We start from the raw sequence: 17,055 nt of genomic DNA, 5'->3' as shown, positions 1-17,055 counted from the left end.
GCGTCCGACCGCAGTGGAAATCAACTTTTCTAGTATTACTTCTATTTTAAAAGAAAAAAGACTGTAGGCAAACACCAAAAATTCCTGGTGTTTGTCTACAGTCTGGGCCATTCCCTGTGGGGAATGGCTTTTTTATGCGTTTGAAGAGCAGAGCTACAGATTTCTCTATGGTCATCTCTCCCCTATCGAATATTAATTCAACTTCAAAAGATCTCTTTCCTTTTGTCCAGACAACTAAATCAATATCCCTTTTATTTACGCAGGCGATATAGGTGAAAACTTGCAGGATGTTAATCAGTACAAATAATAACATTGCACTGCATAGAAATTACGTTGTGATTAGGCAATGTGATTCGCTGCAAATACGTTGAACACAACAACTTTCTATGGCATTGCAAAGAGTTGTGATGGGAATAAGCCGTCATAAGGCCTAATGCAGCTTCGTTAGAAGTACTAATGTAAAGTGTCCTGCGTTTCTCTCTTTGTTTATGCGCTTATATTTCTCCTATGGGGTTAATGAACCCATTTATGCGCTATAAAAACCTCTTCTGCGTTTTTGAACCCATTAATGCGCTGCAAATTTCTCTTCTGCGTTTTGTACATATATGCTTTGTAAATTCCTTTTTGAATAACATTTCTGCGTTTCTGAGTTAGTTAATTCTATATACGTTTATAGAATTTGATTCAAAAAAAAACAGGATGAACATAATAAGATGGAAAGGCCGCGGTTTATTTATTTGTAACGCGTGCAAGGATGTTCAGTGAATAATAGGAATTCTTTTTCTTATTAACGTCTCCTTGACAGGGCTGGTAGGCGCTGATAACCTTTTAATAATATTCATCCGAAGATCATCAATTTATTAGGAGGCTAACGTGATGTGGGAATCTAAATTTTCTCGTGAGGGATTGACGTTTGACGATGTGTTGCTTGTACCGGGACATTCTGAGGTATTGCCGAAGGATGTTTCGCTATCGGTTAATTTGACAGAGAAGATCAAGCTGAACATTCCAATCATTAGTGCGGGAATGGATACAGTGACAGAGGCAAAAATGGCAATTGCTATGGCGCGCCAAGGTGGTTTAGGTGTCATCCATAAAAATATGAGCATTGAAGAGCAAGCTGAGCAGGTTGTTACAGTTAAACGCTCTGAAAACGGTGTTATCACAAACCCGTTTTTCCTGACTCCTGAGCATCAGGTGTTTGATGCTGAGCATTTGATGGGGAAATATCGGATTTCTGGTGTTCCAATCGTAAATAATATGGACGAGCGTAGATTAGTCGGTATTTTGACGAATCGTGATTTGCGCTTCATTCAAGATTATTCATTGCTCATTAATGATGTGATGACAAAAGAAAATCTGGTTACCGCTCCTGTTGGAACAACACTTTCAGACGCGGAAAAGATTTTACAAAAATATAAGATCGAGAAGCTTCCGATTGTTGATGAGCAAGGCATTCTTACAGGTTTGATTACGATTAAGGATATTGAAAAAGTGATTGAGTTCCCGAATGCGGCGAAGGATTCCCATGGCCGTCTATTAGTTGCAGCAGCAGTCGGTGTAACTTCTGATACGATGGTTCGTGTTGAGAAGTTAGTTGAAGCGGAAGTGGATGCGATTGTCATTGATACAGCGCATGGCCATTCGCAAGGCGTACTGGATACTGTTGCGCAAATTCGAGCAGCTTATCCGGACCTTGACATCATTGCTGGTAATGTTGCAACTGCAGAAGGTACAGCAGCGCTTTACAAAGCAGGTGCAGACGTTGTGAAAGTGGGGATCGGTCCTGGTTCGATCTGTACGACACGTGTAGTTGCGGGTGTTGGTGTACCACAAATTACAGCTGTCTATGAATGTGCTTCAGAAGCACGCAAGCAAGGCAAAGCGATTATCGCTGACGGTGGCATTAAGTATTCTGGCGATATTGTTAAAGCATTGGCTGCAGGTGGACATGTTGTAATGCTTGGCAGTTTGTTGGCAGGTACAACTGAAAGCCCTGGAGAAACGGAAATTTTCCAAGGCAGACGTTTTAAAGTATATCGTGGTATGGGATCAGTTGCTGCGATGGAGCATGGATCGAAAGACCGTTATTTCCAGGAAGACGCGAAGAAATTAGTTCCTGAGGGTATTGAAGGGCGCATGCCTTACAAAGGACCGCTTGCAGATACAATCCACCAATTAGTTGGAGGCATTCGTGCTGGCATGGGATATTGTGGCATGAAGGATTTGCATAATATGCGCGAAAAAGCACAATTCGTTAGAATGACTGGGGCGGGATTGCGTGAAAGCCATCCACACCAAGTTCACATTACTAAAGAAGCACCAAACTACTCGATTTCATAATGATTGAGATATGGTAATTGGAGTAAACTTTGGAACTTCAGCACCTTTTCGTTCGTCTATATGAGAGCGGAAAGGTGCTTTTTCTTTCCAACTGTCCTCATCATGCACTGGTTGTGTTAGAATAGATAAAGAAATTTTAATTACGGAGGTATTTTGGTGAAACGGGTAATGAGAAAATGGGTGGCATTAATGTTGCTGCCGTTGCTGTTGTTGACGACAATTGGCACGGTTCCAGCGAATGCGGAATCTGCTTTAGGCTTATATGTAGATAGTGCGATTTTAATCGATGCGGATAGCGGAAAGATTCTTTATGAAGAAAATGCTGACGCGCCGCTTGGCATTGCAAGTATGTCCAAAATGATGACAGAGTATATTTTGTTTGAGGCAATTAAAGAGGGTAAGATCAGCTGGGATCAAGAATATAAAGTGACGGATTATACGTATGCCATTTCACAGGACAGACGGTTGAGCAATGTGCCTTTGCGTAAAGATGGCACGTATACAATCCGTGAGTTGTATGAAGCTTTGGCGATCTATTCTGCAAATGCTGCTACAATTGCAATTGCTGAAACGATTGCCGGCACAGAAACTGAGTTCTTGAAGTTAATGAACGCAAAAGCAGAAGAGCTTGGTTTGAAAGATTATAAATTCGTCAATTCAACTGGATTGAACAATGAGTATTTGCAAGGTATGCATCCACAAGGGACAGGCGAGAAAGATGAAAATGTCATGCCTGCAAAATCTGTTGCACGTTTGGCGTACCATTTAATGCATGATTACCCTGAAGTGTTAGAAACAACAAAGATCAATTCGAAAATATTCCGTGAAGGTACGGATGATGCGATAAAAATGGATAACTGGAACTTCATGCTTCCAGGGTTTGTTTATGAATACGAAGGCGTAGACGGTTTGAAAACAGGAACTACTGATTTTGCAGGTCATTGCTTTACAGGGACAGCGAAGCGTGGAGACAAGCGGATTATTGCAGTTGTCATGAATGCTGTTGACGCGAATGGCATTGGATCTTATAAAGCAAGATTTGATGCAACCCGTGCGCTATTCGATTACGGGTTCAGCCAGTTTTCAAATGAAGAGCTTTTTCCTGCAGGCTATCAATTTGATAAGCAAAAAACGGTTGAAGTGCTGAAAGGTAAAGAAAAAAAGGTTGCGATCGAGGTGAAAGATCCAATCCACATGATGATCAAGTCAAATGAAAAAGACTTGTATGTACCTGAATTAGTGTTGGACGAGTCCATCGTGAAGGATGGTGCTATTGAAGCTCCTATTGAAAAAGGTACTGTTATCGGCCATGTTCAGCTTACTAAGAAAGAGGGCGAAGAATATGGCTATATCGATCCGAAAGACGCTGGCATAGAAGTAGTTGTAGCCGACACGGTTGACAAAGCAGGATGGTTCTCTTTGACGTTGAGCGCAATTGGTGGTTTCTTCGTAGGCATATGGGATAGCACGACTGGATTCGTAAAAGGATGGTTTGATTAATTCATCATAAAGTTTCAGTCATTATAAAAAAGGGCGTTGACCATGAATGGAATCAACGCCCTTTTTCTATTTTCCAGGCATTCATCATCTGATGGATGCCTTTCGTAATTTGTTCGTCTGTTAAGCCGCCAAATCCTAATAGGAACGATGGTCGGCCTGTGATCGGTGATTTACGGTATTCATTCAATCCATAGATTCGTATACCACTTTCTGCAGCTTGTTCTACTAATTGAGCTTCATCTGCCTCACTATGCACGTTTATGACAATGTGCATGCCCGCTTCATCTCCGGAGAATGAAATACTATGCGTGTAATCATTCAATGCGTCTGTAAGTAACTGTAATTTGCGCTTATACACTTTCCTCATGCGATTTAGATGGCGGCCGAAATGTCCATCTGCCATAAAACGGGCAAGCGTGTGCTGATCGAGTCGAGGTACTGTCGATGAATAATGGATAAATGCTTTTTCATACCGATCAAGCAATAGTGGAGGCAACACCATATAAGCAATGCGCATAGAAGGCATAAGTGATTTTGAAAATGTACTTAAGTAAATGACTTTACCAGCCTTGTCCATACCTTGCAAGGAAGGGATCGGTCGACCAGTATAGCGAAATTCGCTGTCGTAATCATCTTCGATAATAAAATGTGCTTCTTTGGAAGAGGCCCAGTTTAATAATGCCGTTCTACGCGCCGCAGAGAGCACTGTGCCGGTCGGAAACTGATGGGAAGGTGTCACGTAAGCAATTGATGCTCCAGAGCGCTGTAAGGCTCGTACGTCCATTCCTTCATCATCTACAGCAATCGGTATGGCCTCCCTATTATTATGGTAAAACACATGGTGTGTGAGCGGATAGCCGGGATCTTCAATCGCATAAGCAGCTTCTGGGCCCAATAGCCGTATGAGCAGAGGCATAAGCTGCTCTGTTCCAGATCCAACAATAATTTGTTCAGGTTTGCAATCAACCCCTCGAGAGTGGTACAAATAGCGTGCAATTTCCTGTCTTAATTCCGGGTCACCATGAGGATGACCTAACAAGAGCAAATGCTTTGAAGACTCATCGATAACCTCTTTGGCATATTTGCGCCAAAGTTTGAATGGAAAAGCGTCTGTGTCAATTCTTCCCGGGGAAAAATCGATCTCGTATTTTTGAGAGGACCATTTCTGTTGAGGAGACAAGTGAACTATATCAACATAGGACAGTTCTTCAATTGCTTGGACAAAGTAGCCCTTTCGAGGCTCCGATGTAATAAATCCTTCAGCAAGAAGTTGCCCGTATGACAATTCGACAGTTGTTTGACTTATGGATAAAAACTCGGCTAGTTTCCGCTTGGAAGGAAGTTTTTCACCAACAGATAATTTACCGTCTGTAATGTCTTTGCGTATTTGTTGGTAAATTTGCTCATATAGCGGGATATGATTGTCTTTATGTAATTCAATAAGCAGCATTTCCAAAAGTCTCTCCTCCAATCTGACCCTTTCAATTAATCTGAAACTGAGTATTTCAATATGGTCATAATCTATTATACTGAACAATATGAAAAGGGGGAAGGATAAAATGGATTTCAAATATGGCGGCGTTATTATGGATGTTATTAATGCAGAGCAGGCAAAAGTGGCGGAGGCGGCAGGCGCAGTTGCAGTGATGGCACTTGAACGCGTTCCTTCGGATATTCGTGCAGCAGGCGGTGTAGCACGCATGGCAGATCCACGTATCGTGGAAGAAGTACAAAAGGCAGTTTCTATTCCCGTCATGGCGAAAGTGCGCATCGGCCACATTTCAGAGGCAAGAGTATTAGAAGCAATGGGCGTCGATTATATTGATGAAAGTGAAGTGTTGACACCGGCGGACGATGAGTTTCATTTATTGAAGAGCGATTATAAAGTTCCGTTTGTTTGCGGTGCTCGTAACTTAGGAGAGGCCGCACGCCGTCTTGGAGAAGGAGCGAAGATGCTTCGGACGAAAGGGGAGCCGGGAACGGGCAATATCGTTGAAGCGGTTCGTCATCTCCGACAAGTGAATGCGCAAGTGAATCAAATCGTCCATATGAATAATGACGAATTGATGGTAGCTGCGAGAGATTTAGCGGCACCATATGACGTGCTGCTCGCAATCCGTGAAGCGAAGCGCCTACCTGTCACAAATTATGCAGCAGGCGGTGTAGCAACACCTGCTGATGCGGCACTGATGATGGAATTAGGAGCTGATGGCGTATTCGTCGGATCTGGCATCTTTAAATCGGATAACCCTGAAAAATTCGCCCGTGCAATTGTAATGGCAACGGAAGATTTCCGGAACTATGCATTGATTGGTGATTTATCCAAAGATATCGGAACGCCAATGAAAGGTTTGGAAATTAGTAAGCTTCCAGAAAGCGAATTGATGGCAGGACGTGGCGTTTAATTCCAAGCAAATAGGGCCAGAGCATACGATGTGTGCTCTGGCTTTTTTATGGATATAAGTTTGTATTAAATGTTTTGAAACATTCAAAGGTACGATTCATAGTAACGTATTAAAGGATAATTGAATGGATGGTGAAACAGTGGATAAAATTTATTTAGTAAAATATTTGGTTAAATACGCTAAGGGATAGGAAGACATATGAAGAAGCGATTATGATCGTTCGTGCGGAGAGAAAGGAATAGCTGCAAATAAAGTCATTGAGCATTGGGGGAATCTAACAAAAGAACTTGCCTATGAAAATGCAGAAGGCGAATGACGACGTGGCACTTCGTACAAGTTTTGGACTGTTTTGAATTAGTGGATGAGATGGAAGGCAATATAGATTTCATAGAAGTGTATAGCAGGTATATTGTAGTGAAGGCAGGCACGGCGGCAGAAGATGTCATTCATGATTACTCGCTGGATAAATAAAGCAGATGGGGAGAAAAACTTTTTTGCATTGTAAGCACTGAATGATACTTATGGAGAAATAAATGAGTGTGTGAACCAAATTTATGCGCGGTTGTTGTCTTTTTGCTTGGCTGCATGAATTTTATGAGATCTTGAAGAACATTATGCAATTTTTAAGCTTACTTTTATCGTCAATAAATTTTATGGTCCGAGATGAAGTAAAGTAAAAGTAGCTGAGGCATCATTCAGCTCGGCGTAGTGATTTTTTTGGTTCCGCATGAGATGATATTGAATGGCAATGAATAACCGTATGTAGAACAACTATAGATTTCAAATATCGGATTGGCTATTGCAGGTATGCAGCCTTTTTGCTGAAGGGTGATGTCCATTGGTGGAACGACTAAAAGTATTTGATGAAAAGTATCAGTATTTGTATGATGAAAATCGGGATACGATTCATGAGAAAGGTTTGTGGCATGAAACATTCCATTGCTGGCTTATGGATGATGATCATGTATATATCCAAAAGCGTAGCGCTGATAAGAAGGAATTCCCTAATTTGTATGATATAACAGCCGCAGGGCATCTGCTTGCTCAAGAAGAAGTAATGGACGGAATTCGTGAAGTGGAGGAAGAGATCGGGATAAAAGTTGATTACTCGAAGCTGAGCAATATGGGGTTTGTCCAAGATACAATTCGGCTCCCTTATTTTATTGACAATGAATTTGCGAATGTATTCTTGTATCAATCAACTTTCATGCCGGATGATTTTATTTTGCAACAGGAAGAAGTCGATAGTATTCATGCAGTTGAAATTCAAAGCTTGGCAGCGTTGTTCCACGGTGAAGTAGCAAACGTGCGATGCAGAAACATTAAAACCGACGAGGTTTCAGAAATTTTGTTGACCGATTTTGTTCCACATGAAACAGAATATTTCCGCACGATGGCGAAACATTTTGTTATAAAATAGTTTCGAACCTTGCCAAATAGGGCAGGATATAGTAAAGTGTTCTTAATTTCAAATAGAAGACGATGATGGGAAGCAGTAACGAGCATGTTTTTTTAGAGAGAGCCGGCGGGTGGTGCAAGTCGGTAAAAAACACTTGTGAATCCGTCCCTGAGTAGCCGGGTTGAAATCTCAGTAAGCCCAGCCGGACATTGAACCGTTATTTCAAAGAGTGGATCAGCTATTTTGCTGGTCAATTTGGGTGGCAACGCGGGTAGTTCTCGTCCCTATTATGGGGATAGAGGGCTTTTTTTGTGTCCGAAAATTTTCGTCAACAATCATTTAAGGAGGAATCATCTATGTTAGACATTAAGTTGCTTCGAGCGAATTTCGATGAAGTGAAAGAGAAGCTTACGAAACGTGGAGAAGATTTGACGGACTTGGATAAGTTTGTTGGTCTTGATGAAAAAAGACGTGATTTGATTGCAAAAGTGGAAGTGCTTAAAGCGGAGCGGAACGAGGTTTCGCAAAAAGTGGCTGAAATGAAGCGCAATAAGGAAAATGCGGATGAGACAATCGCACGGATGCGTGAAGTCGGCGATGAAATTAAGAAGCTTGATGAGCAATTGCACCAAGTTGAAGAAGACTTGAATTATGTGATGATGCGTATTCCGAATATCCCGCATGAGTCTGTTCCCGTTGGAGATAGTGAGGATGATAACGTAGTAGTACGCACATGGGGAGAGAAGACTGAGTTCGGATTTGAACCGAAGCCACATTGGGAAATTGGCACAGATTTGAATATGCTTGATTTTGAGCGTGCAGCAAAAGTGACCGGCAGCCGCTTTGTCTTTTACCGCGGTCTTGGGGCAACATTAGAGCGTGCTTTGATCAGCTTTATGCTTGATTTACATGTGACGGAGCATGGATACGAAGAGATGCTGCCGCCATATTTAGTAAACCGTACGAGCTTAACGGGAACTGGACAGCTTCCGAAGTTTGAAGAAGATGCATTTTTGGTTGAAGAAGAAGATTATTTCCTAATACCGACTTCTGAAGTTCCTGTGACGAATTATTATCGTGATGAGATCCTTGATGGGGCACAGTTGCCGATCGCTTACACTGCGTACAGCACAAATTTTCGATCTGAAGCGGGATCTGCAGGCCGTGACACACGTGGGTTGATACGCCAGCATCAATTCAATAAAGTCGAGCTTGTCCGTTTTGTGAAGCCTGAAGAGTCTTATGACGAATTGGAAAAACTGACAGGGCATGCGGAAAAAGTGCTTCAATTATTGGGCCTTCCGTATCGCGTCTTGAAAATGTGCACAGCGGATCTTGGATTCACGGCGGCGAAGAAATACGATATAGAAGTGTGGATCCCAACACAAAACACGTATCGTGAAATTTCTTCTTGCTCCAATTTTGAAGACTTCCAAGCGAGACGTGCTTCAATTCGTTTCCGTCGCGAGCAAGGTGCGAAACCGGAATTTGTTCATACATTGAACGGCAGCGGGCTTGCAATTGGCCGTACGGTTGCTGCAATTCTTGAAAATTTCCAACAGGAAGACGGCTCTGTTATCGTGCCAGAAGTTCTGCGTCCCTATATGCGTGGAGTAGAAGTTATTAAGTAAAAAACAGTTATATTAACCCCTTAAAAGAAACAGATGAAGGTTGCGCACCTTCATCTGTTGTTTTTAATTGTTTCTTTTGCTGTTGGGAATATAAAATACCGATGACATCTCCATCTTTTTTAGAACCGCGACCGACAAAATAGTTGGACTCTCCTTTAATTGCTTGTAACGCTTTTTAAATTCGGTTGCGTCCGCCTCTTTATTTAAGTCATTATTTATTTCAGCAATATTGTCCACTTCTTCTACCTTATCAAAATTTCCTTTTGAGAATCCGGCTATATACTCCTGTGCTACAGCATCTAAATTGCCTTTAAGAACAATGGTATGCTGCACATCCCCGTTTTCAATTTCAATTGATCCAATCACTGTGGAGTCTCTTGGTATATAGAAGTCTTTTGGAAATTTATCAGACACCGGCAAATTTGCACCAAATTCAATTTTGTTTTGAATACCGTTACCCCTATCTCATGTCTACAAAACCTTAAAAAGACTGTAGACAAAGTAAAAAAATACTTTGTTACAGTCTGAAATTATTGTCTTTCTTGTTTCTTTTTCAAGCGTAGATTTCGGAAGAACGTTGACAGCATTTGCCCGCATTCATCCGATAATACGCCCTCAGCCACTTCGCATTCATGATTAAAGCGCGGATCATTTAGCAGCCGATATAAGGAATCAACGCAGCCGCCCTTTGGATCCCGTGCACCATAGACGACACGTGGTATTCTCGATTGTAAAATAGCGCCTGCACACATTGGGCAAGGCTCTAATGTTACGTATAAAGTAGTTTCTTCCAATCGCCAGCTGCCTAATGCTTTACAAGCATCTTGTATGGCGGATAATTCCGCATGTGTGACGGCATTTTGTGATGTCTCCCGCAAATTATATCCCTTTGCAATAACGTTTCCATCTTTTACGATGACGGCTCCAATTGGCACTTCACCAATCGTCTCCGCCTTTTTTGCTTCTTCAATAGCCATTCGCATGAATTGGCAATCTTGCTCAAACACATCCATTATTTTCGCTCCCGACTTAAAGGCAACTATGTTTCAATCTATCCCTATGGTAAAATAAAATGCAGAAATCGACAAATCAGAAGGAGATTATATTATGTCAGTGCCGTTTATTGCGGTGGAGGGCCCGATCGGCGTCGGCAAAACGACGCTAGCCATGGCGATTGCCGACGAGCAAAAATTCCATCCATTACGAGAAATTGTGGATGAAAATCCTTTTTTAAATAAATTCTACGAGAACATCGAGGAATGGAGCTTCCAGACCGAAATGTTTTTTCTATGTAACCGATATAAGCAGTTAGGTGATATAAAAAAGAATTACTTATCACAGCAAATTCCTGTCGTAGCTGATTACCATCTATTTAAAAACCTGATTTTTGCAAGACGTACATTGCCTGCTGAAGAGTTCAGAAAGTACGAAGAGATTTACCATATATTATTGCGGGACATGCCTGCACCGAATATCATTATTTACTTGCACGCATCGTTGGATACATTGCAGAAACGAATCGACATGCGGGGAAGAGATTTTGAAAAGCATATCGCTCCCTCTTATTTAGAACAACTGTCACTTGATTATGAGCAATTCATGATGGATTTTGAAAATACTCATCCTGAAATCATAGTACTTCGTTTTAATGGAGATGAATTAGATTTTGTGGATTCTGAAGAAGACTTACGCATGATTTTGCGACAAGTGGATGAGACGATACGAAAAGGAGAAACACGATGAATTTACGTGAACAATATGGGATTCCGAAAAACGCGGTCATTACGATTGCAGGTACGGTCGGAGCTGGTAAGTCAACGATGACAAAAGCGCTTGCAGATGCTTTAGGCTTTCGGACATCTTTGGAGAATGTAGATGAAAATCCATATCTTGATCGGTTTTATGATGATTTTGAAAAATGGAGCTTCCACTTGCAAATCTATTTTTTGGCGGAGCGATTCAAGGAACAAAAACGGATTTTTGAATATGGCGGTGGTTTTATTCAAGACCGATCAATTTATGAAGATACTGGCATCTTTGCGAAAATGCATAAAGATAAAGGAACAATGGACCCGGTCGATTTTGATACCTATACGAAATTATTTGACGCTATGGTTATGACGCCTTATTTCCCTCATCCCGATCTGTTAGTCTATTTAGATGGCCCTTTTGAGACAATTTTAAACAGAATTCAGGAACGTGGTCGTGAAATGGAGCAACAGACTCCGATTTCCTACTGGGAAGAGCTACATCATAGATATGAAACATGGATTGATTCTTTCAATGCATGTCCTGTGCTGCGCATCGATATTACGGAATACGATCTTATGAAAGATCCACATGAAGTGGAAACAATTGTCGAACGGATAGGCAATATGCTACATGTGTCGACAGCCTTGAAAAAATGAAACATGAAAGCATCGTGAATGATCAATCATTTGCGGTGCTTCTTTCGTTTTTATAACTATTGGAATCGATTTCGTAAAACTTTTAGCCTCGGTCATCATTATGGATGTAGCCATTTCCATAGCTTTTTCCATGCCTGAGATGCTCAAGCGGAAGCCATTCATGAATAGGAAGGAATTATTTAAATCGGGATTAACTGTTGGTAGGGATATTTGCGGATACGAATACGTTGTTTTTTTTGCGTTCTTTGGAGGCTATTTAGCACTGCTTTTATGGTTTGGGGAAATTGCCAACTTCAAAATATTTAGCGCAGAAATAATCGGGATTTTATGCGCTGGCATGGGAGTGGCAATAGGTTTGCCGCTCGCATCGGGGATTAACGCATATCTGTTAACTAAGAAAAGAAAAAAGCGGTAGGTACACACCATCGATTGTAAGTTTGTTAACAATCGATGGTGTTTTTTATTTGGTATAGAATTGTAAATTAAGAATGAATGTTAGCTGTTTCGAAGAATTCTGCATATAATTCTTTTAATATTTTCGTTTCATCCTTTTTCTTCACTCCGAAGACAAGGCTGACTTCAGAAGAGCCTTGATTGATCATTTCAATGTTGGCACCTGTACGGGCAATCGCAGTGGCAGCACGTGCAGCTAATCCGGTTGTATATTGCATACCTTCTCCAACAAGGACGATCATCGAGTAATCGTCTTCTACGATGACAGCATCCGGTTCCAATTCTTTGTGGATTCTTTCGACAATCCGTTCTTCTTTCGATTTCGTCAGGAATTTGCTGCGAATAATGACGGATAAATTATCGATACCAGATGGCGTATGCTCAAACGGAATTTCTTCTTCCTCAAAAATTTGCAAAAGCCTGCGGCCAAAGCCAATTTCAAGGTTCATTAAAAATTTATCGACATAAATAGTTGTGAACCCGCTGTCAGCTGCAATTCCGATAACTTGCTGTTCGTTATAGTCCCGTTCTTTCACAATTAATGTTCCAGGGGCACTAGGGTTATTTGTATTTTTGATAGCGACAGGGATTGATTTCCGGAAAGCAGGAATGAGTGCCTCGTCATGGAAAACAGAAAAGCCCGCATAGGCTAACTCACGCATTTCACGGTACGTCATCCTGTCGATCGCTACAGGATTCTCAATAACTGTTGGATTGGCTGCAAAAACCGAATCGACGTCTGTGAAATTTTCATACAATTCGGCTTCCACAGCTGCTGCAATGAGGGACCCAGTAATGTCAGACCCTCCTCGATTGAATGTACGAAGTGTTCCGTCCTCTGTAAATCCAAAAAATCCTGGGAATACGATGATGGCATGCTCATTTTTTAATGCGGATAGTCTTTTATCTCCTTCAGGTAATGCGCGAACCCGCTCCGGTCGGTTATTAACCAAAAGTCCAGCTTCTTTTGGATTGATGTATTTGGCATCAATACCAATGAATTGAAGATAGTTGGCGATTAGTTTCGCATTATTATCCTCACCGGCAGCTTTCAATGTATCTATGTACAAAGAAGAGTCCTCTTTATCTTGTGAGAGTCGGTATCGCAAGTCTTCTTCAATAATGTGTACGATTTGCTCAGAAAGACCAAGTCCTTCTGCGATGCCGCGATAGCGGTCTACGACTTCACATAATTCCTTTTCTGTATCTCCGTTGGACAGTGCTTTCTCGCCTAACCGAATGAGTAGGTCGGTCACCTTTATGTCATTCGAGAAACGTTTTCCAGGGGCTGAAACGACAACGATTCTACGATTGCTGTCAGAAGTTACAATATCAACAACTTTTCGAATTTGGTCGGCAGACGCAACGGAAGTGCCGCCGAATTTGCATACTATCATTTTCATCAGATCCAATCTTGTTTTAAATTGCAATTGTACGATATATTGAACTTTATCATAAATAGGGTTGAGAATGGAAGCTTATTTCTCTATAATGTCTTTATACGAAGAACGATTGTTTTTTCATAGTGTACATACAGTAGGGAGAATCGTCAAATGAAAAATGAAATTAATATCGGCCTATTAGGATTCGGTGTCGTTGGCAGCGGCGTTGCAAAAATCTTGCACGACCATCAAGATGACCTGAGTTATAAGTTAGGCGTTCCTGTAAAAATTAAGAAAGTTCTCGTAAAAGATACTGAAAAAGAACGTGATACAGAGCTACAGAGAGACATTTTCACTGCAGATTTGGATGAAATTATAGACGATCCATCTATAGATTTGATTGTGGAAGTGATCGGAGGGACGAGCGAGGCGAAACAGGCAATCGAACGTTCATTGCTATCAGGAAAAGGTGTCGTTACGGCGAATAAGGATGTTATGGCAGAATCAGGGCTTGAGCTATTAAAGTTGGCGGATGAAAACAAGAGCGATCTTTTCTATGAAGCAAGCGTCGGCGGAGGAATCCCTTTAATACGAACATTGGAAGATGGACTATCCTCGGACAGAATCCGTGCATTGACGGGTATCGTCAATGGCACAACGAATTTCATTTTGACGAAAATGAAGCACGAAAATAAGTCGTACGAAGAGGCTTTGGCGGAAGCAACTGAATTAGGGTTTGCAGAGGCAGATCCATCAGCAGATGTGGACGGCATTGATGCTGCAAGAAAGATGGTCATTCTATCTTCATTAGCCTTTTCAACCGAAGTTCGTATGGAAGACGTATTTGTCCGTGGGATGAAAGATATTAAACCTGGGGATTTAGAGCTTGCCGAGCAATTTGGCTATACGGTGAAGTTAGCGGGATCAGCGAAAAAGGATGATAACGGCATCGAAGTGGCCGTTGAGCCTGTGTTTCTTCCGAACTCACACCCGCTCTCTTCCGTCAACAATGAATTCAATGCTGTCTATGTATACGGGGATGCAGTCGGTGAAACGATGTTTTATGGACCAGGTGCAGGATCATTACCTACAGCTACATCTGTGACGAGCGATATTATGGCTGCATGCAGGAATTTATTGTTAGGAGTGAATGGCAAGCGTCTACATGCGCCTCAGCATACATGCAAAGTAAAGAAGGATAGCCAAAAGTTTGGTCGCTATTTTCATCGTATTTCAGTAAAGGATAAAGTAGGCGTGTTAACAAGGCTATCTGCGGTATACAGCAAATTTGGCGCAAGTCTTGCAACTGTCATTCAACATCCGAACAAGCACGACGGCGGTGCAGATTTGATAATGATCACCCACGAAATTTCAAGACAACAACATCTTGATATTATGGATGAATTAAAAAATACAGAAGATGTAATTGATGTGCTAAGTCATTACCGAATTGAGGGGGAATTGTCATGAGAAGATGGAATGGATTGCTTGAGGAATATAAAGAATGGCTGCCGGTGACAGACGAAACGCCAGCACTTACTTTGCAGGAAGGAAATACCCCACTCATTCATTTGAAAAACCTATCGGATCAATGGGGTGTTAACTTATATGTAAAAACAGAAGGAACAAATCCGACTGGATCATTCAAAGATCGCGGTATGGTAATGGCGGTGGCAAAGGCAAAAGAAGAAGGGAAAACGGCGCTTATTTGCGCTTCTACAGGAAATACATCTGCATCGGCTGCTGCTTACGGTGCGCGTGCTGGATTGCGGACAATTGTCGTCATTCCGGAAGGGCGTATTGCACTTGGGAAATTGGCTCAAGCGAAAATGTATGGAGCGGAAATTGTCGCGATTGAAGGAAATTTCGATGAAGCGCTGCGCATGGTGCGAAAAGTAGGAGAAGGAAAGATTGCACTTGTCAACTCGGTGAATCCATACCGTTTGGAAGGTCAAAAAACGATTGCCTTTGAGACGATTGAGCAATTAGGGAAAGTACCTGATCTATTTGCTTTGCCTGTAGGAAATGCAGGAAATATTTCTGCTGCTTGGAAAGGCTTTAAAGAATACGATGAGAAATTAGGAGCAGGAACACCAAAGTTATTGGGTGTCCAGGCTGATGGTGCGGCACCGATTGTTTATGATCGGGTGTTCGAAGAGCCGGAAACGGTTGCGACTGCTATCCGGATCGGCAACCCGGCAAGCTGGCATTTAGCTACAAAAGCGCTTGAAGAGTCAGAAGGCGCTATTCTTTCTGCGACTGACGAAGAAATTATAGAAGCTTACCAGCTCTTGGCATCAACTGATGGTGTATTTGCAGAACCAGCTTCCTGTGCAACAATCGCTGGCATTAAAAAGCGTCTGGATGCTGGGTTGATTGAAAAAGGCTCTACAATTGTAGGCGTTTTAACAGGAAACGGATTGAAAGATCCAGAAACAGCCATCCAAGTAAATGAAGGAAAACCGTTCTTATCACGCGAGCAGTTTGACGCATTTTTGAATGAGTTGAAAACGGGGGCGAACTAATGGAGCTACCGCTTTTCACTGTTGTCGTGCCGGCCACGACGGCAAATTTAGGTCCAGGATATGACAGTGTGGGAATGTCACTGTCTTTGTATATGAATGTGAAGGTGTCCAAGAGCCAATCTTGGGAAGTTCGCTATGATGGAGAAGAGTATGCAGGGTTGCCATCGGATGAAAGCAATTTGATCGTCCGTACAATTCAAAAAGTGGCGAGCTACTATGAAAAAGAACTCTCTCCTCATTTATTGCAAATCAAATCCGATATCCCGCTTGGAAAAGGACTCGGAAGCAGTGCGACAGCGATTGCGGCTGGAATTGAAATTGCAGATCACCTTCTTCATTTAGGTTTGAGTGCTAGAGAAAAGGCAAGTGTAGGAAGCTATTTGGAAGGCCATGCTGATAATGTAACAGCCGCCCTTTTAGGTGGCGTAGTCGTAACGTATTTTAACGAAAAGGAATTTGAGGTTATCCAATTGCCGACTCCCCAAATAGGGGTTGTCATATTAGTGCCTCCGAACGCATTGAAAACAGAAGAGTCAAGAGAGCTTTTGCCTAAACAATTGGACCACCAAGCAGCAGCGTCAGGAAGTTCTGCAAGCAGCATGCTAACAACAGCTATTGCACTTGGCGACTGGAAGCTTGCAGGAAAGATGTTCGAGAAGGATCTATTCCATGAGCCTTATCGGAAAAAAATGATGCCCCAATTCGATGAAATCCGAGCATATTGCCATTCCATCGGTACTTATGGAATGACTATTAGTGGTGCTGGGCCATCATTATTCGTTGCAGTGGAAGCAAACAGGGAGCAGGAAGTGGCAGCATTGCTGAAGAAACAGTTCCCATACTATGAAAGTATTGCTTTGAAGCCTTCTGAAAAAGGCGCTCATGTAATGAAAGGATAAAGAAAAAGGGGGCTGTCCAGAAAGTCAGTGAAAACTGATTTTCTGTGATAGTCCCTTTCTGGTTGGAGAATAAATGGGGAACCCCTGACAACCGTCGCTTTCCGTTCCAG

General features: G+C 42.0%; 16 protein-coding genes and 1 other annotated feature. Of the genes, 12 read left to right on the top strand and 4 right to left on the bottom strand.

Annotated elements, in window-relative coordinates:
• The first annotated feature begins 876 nt into the window (after window positions 1-876).
• Both guaB and ACFQ38_RS13020 read left to right on the top strand, forming a co-directional pair.
• A complete protein-coding gene (gene guaB, locus ACFQ38_RS13025) occupies window positions 877-2,343 on the top strand; it encodes an IMP dehydrogenase (protein WP_336825377.1) in 1,467 nt (488 codons plus the stop codon).
• 156 nt (window positions 2,344-2,499) lie between these two features.
• Window positions 2,500-3,843 carry a serine hydrolase gene (locus ACFQ38_RS13020; RefSeq protein ID WP_336825380.1) on the top strand — a complete coding sequence of 448 codons (1,344 nt, stop codon included), beginning with the start codon at window positions 2,500-2,502 and terminating at the stop codon, window positions 3,841-3,843.
• Between the two features lie 52 nt (window positions 3,844-3,895).
• On the opposite strand, the gene pdxR is transcribed toward ACFQ38_RS13020, so the two are convergent.
• A complete protein-coding gene (gene pdxR / locus ACFQ38_RS13015) occupies window positions 3,896-5,299 on the bottom strand; it encodes a MocR-like pyridoxine biosynthesis transcription factor PdxR (RefSeq protein WP_336825382.1) in 1,404 nt (467 codons plus the stop codon).
• An 82-nt stretch (window positions 5,300-5,381) separates the two neighbouring features.
• Here pdxR and pdxS point away from each other — a divergent pair, with 82 nt between their 5' ends.
• From pdxS to serS, 4 genes are all read left to right on the top strand, one after another.
• Window positions 5,382-6,248 carry a pyridoxal 5'-phosphate synthase lyase subunit PdxS gene (gene pdxS / locus ACFQ38_RS13010; RefSeq protein ID WP_381481357.1) on the top strand — a complete coding sequence of 289 codons (867 nt, stop codon included), beginning with the start codon at window positions 5,382-5,384 and terminating at the stop codon, window positions 6,246-6,248.
• A 312-nt stretch (window positions 6,249-6,560) separates the two neighbouring features.
• On the top strand, window positions 6,561-6,719 hold the full coding sequence (locus tag ACFQ38_RS13005; RefSeq protein ID WP_381481355.1) for a hypothetical protein: 159 nt from the start codon (window positions 6,561-6,563) through the stop codon (window positions 6,717-6,719).
• A gap of 370 nt (window positions 6,720-7,089) precedes the next feature.
• Entirely contained in the window at window positions 7,090-7,668 is a 579-nt protein-coding gene (locus ACFQ38_RS13000) for an NUDIX hydrolase (protein ID WP_336825395.1), read from the top strand.
• A gap of 53 nt (window positions 7,669-7,721) precedes the next feature.
• Window positions 7,722-7,936 (top strand) — a binding site (T-box leader).
• Between the two features lie 67 nt (window positions 7,937-8,003).
• Complete coding sequence (gene serS, locus ACFQ38_RS12995) at window positions 8,004-9,278, top strand: serine--tRNA ligase (RefSeq protein ID WP_336825385.1); 1,275 nt, start codon at window positions 8,004-8,006, stop codon at window positions 9,276-9,278.
• A gap of 63 nt (window positions 9,279-9,341) precedes the next feature.
• Here the strand turns inward: serS and ACFQ38_RS12990 are convergent, their stop codons facing one another.
• Together ACFQ38_RS12990 and tadA are read right to left on the bottom strand one after the other, a co-directional pair.
• Complete coding sequence (locus ACFQ38_RS12990) at window positions 9,342-9,644, bottom strand: hypothetical protein (protein ID WP_381481353.1); 303 nt, start codon at window positions 9,642-9,644, stop codon at window positions 9,342-9,344.
• 164 nt (window positions 9,645-9,808) lie between these two features.
• Entirely contained in the window at window positions 9,809-10,291 is a 483-nt protein-coding gene (gene tadA, locus ACFQ38_RS12985) for a tRNA adenosine(34) deaminase TadA (protein ID WP_336825389.1), read from the bottom strand.
• Window positions 10,292-10,385: 94 nt separating this feature from the next.
• On the opposite strand from tadA, the gene ACFQ38_RS12980 reads away from it, so the two are divergent.
• From ACFQ38_RS12980 to ACFQ38_RS12970, 3 genes are all read left to right on the top strand, one after another.
• Window positions 10,386-11,021 carry a deoxynucleoside kinase gene (locus ACFQ38_RS12980; RefSeq protein WP_336825391.1) on the top strand — a complete coding sequence of 212 codons (636 nt, stop codon included), beginning with the start codon at window positions 10,386-10,388 and terminating at the stop codon, window positions 11,019-11,021.
• The gene (locus ACFQ38_RS12975; RefSeq protein ID WP_336825393.1) at window positions 11,018-11,686 is read left to right on the top strand and encodes a deoxynucleoside kinase; all 669 of its coding nucleotides are present in this window, start codon (window positions 11,018-11,020) and stop codon (window positions 11,684-11,686) included. The genes ACFQ38_RS12980 and ACFQ38_RS12975 overlap by 4 nt, the downstream gene beginning before the upstream one ends.
• A 100-nt stretch (window positions 11,687-11,786) precedes the next feature.
• Window positions 11,787-12,101 carry a YibE/F family protein gene (locus tag ACFQ38_RS12970; protein ID WP_381481350.1) on the top strand — a complete coding sequence of 105 codons (315 nt, stop codon included), beginning with the start codon at window positions 11,787-11,789 and terminating at the stop codon, window positions 12,099-12,101.
• Window positions 12,102-12,168: 67 nt separating this feature from the next.
• Here ACFQ38_RS12970 and ACFQ38_RS12965 read toward each other — a convergent pair whose 3' ends face one another.
• Window positions 12,169-13,536 (bottom strand): aspartate kinase, encoded by a 1,368-nt coding sequence (locus ACFQ38_RS12965; RefSeq protein WP_381481360.1) that lies wholly within the window; start codon window positions 13,534-13,536, stop codon window positions 12,169-12,171.
• Window positions 13,537-13,692: 156 nt separating this feature from the next.
• On the opposite strand from ACFQ38_RS12965, the gene ACFQ38_RS12960 reads away from it, so the two are divergent.
• The 3 genes from ACFQ38_RS12960 to thrB are packed head-to-tail and all read left to right on the top strand — an operon-like array spanning window position 13,693 to window position 16,945.
• The gene (locus ACFQ38_RS12960) at window positions 13,693-14,991 is read left to right on the top strand and encodes a homoserine dehydrogenase (RefSeq protein ID WP_336825640.1); all 1,299 of its coding nucleotides are present in this window, start codon (window positions 13,693-13,695) and stop codon (window positions 14,989-14,991) included.
• On the top strand, window positions 14,988-16,046 hold the full coding sequence (gene thrC / locus ACFQ38_RS12955; protein ID WP_381481348.1) for a threonine synthase: 1,059 nt from the start codon (window positions 14,988-14,990) through the stop codon (window positions 16,044-16,046). The genes ACFQ38_RS12960 and thrC overlap by 4 nt, the downstream gene beginning before the upstream one ends.
• Window positions 16,046-16,945 (top strand): homoserine kinase, encoded by a 900-nt coding sequence (gene thrB, locus ACFQ38_RS12950; protein WP_381481346.1) that lies wholly within the window; start codon window positions 16,046-16,048, stop codon window positions 16,943-16,945. The genes thrC and thrB overlap by 1 nt, the downstream gene beginning before the upstream one ends.
• Window positions 16,946-17,055 lie beyond the last annotated feature (110 nt).

The organism is Sporosarcina contaminans (assembly GCF_042679045.1).
In the GTDB taxonomy this organism is placed as follows: Bacteria; Bacillota; Bacilli; order Bacillales_A; family Planococcaceae; genus Sporosarcina; species Sporosarcina contaminans.
The sequence above is the reverse complement of the archived record's forward strand: the minus strand, read 5'-3'. Positions and strand labels throughout refer to the sequence as shown.

What these genes read in the sequence shown, in the direction of transcription:
- pdxS (WP_381481357.1), top strand. Translation starts at nt 5,382, where the DNA reads ATGAAAAGGGGGAAGGATAAAATGGATTTCAAATATGGCGGCGTTATT.
- ACFQ38_RS12980 (WP_336825391.1), top strand. Translation starts at nt 10,386, where the DNA reads ATGTCAGTGCCGTTTATTGCGGTGGAGGGCCCGATCGGCGTCGGCAAA.
- ACFQ38_RS13005 (WP_381481355.1), top strand. Translation starts at nt 6,561, where the DNA reads ATGACGACGTGGCACTTCGTACAAGTTTTGGACTGTTTTGAATTAGTG.
- ACFQ38_RS12970 (WP_381481350.1), top strand. Translation starts at nt 11,787, where the DNA reads ATGGATGTAGCCATTTCCATAGCTTTTTCCATGCCTGAGATGCTCAAG.
- ACFQ38_RS12975 (WP_336825393.1), top strand. Translation starts at nt 11,018, where the DNA reads ATGAATTTACGTGAACAATATGGGATTCCGAAAAACGCGGTCATTACG.
- thrB (WP_381481346.1), top strand. Translation starts at nt 16,046, where the DNA reads ATGGAGCTACCGCTTTTCACTGTTGTCGTGCCGGCCACGACGGCAAAT.
- guaB (WP_336825377.1), top strand. Translation starts at nt 877, where the DNA reads ATGTGGGAATCTAAATTTTCTCGTGAGGGATTGACGTTTGACGATGTG.
- serS (WP_336825385.1), top strand. Translation starts at nt 8,004, where the DNA reads ATGTTAGACATTAAGTTGCTTCGAGCGAATTTCGATGAAGTGAAAGAG.
- tadA (WP_336825389.1), bottom strand. Translation starts at nt 10,291, where the DNA reads ATGGATGTGTTTGAGCAAGATTGCCAATTCATGCGAATGGCTATTGAA.
- ACFQ38_RS12960 (WP_336825640.1), top strand. Translation starts at nt 13,693, where the DNA reads ATGAAAAATGAAATTAATATCGGCCTATTAGGATTCGGTGTCGTTGGC.
- ACFQ38_RS12965 (WP_381481360.1), bottom strand. Translation starts at nt 13,536, where the DNA reads ATGATAGTATGCAAATTCGGCGGCACTTCCGTTGCGTCTGCCGACCAA.
- thrC (WP_381481348.1), top strand. Translation starts at nt 14,988, where the DNA reads ATGAGAAGATGGAATGGATTGCTTGAGGAATATAAAGAATGGCTGCCG.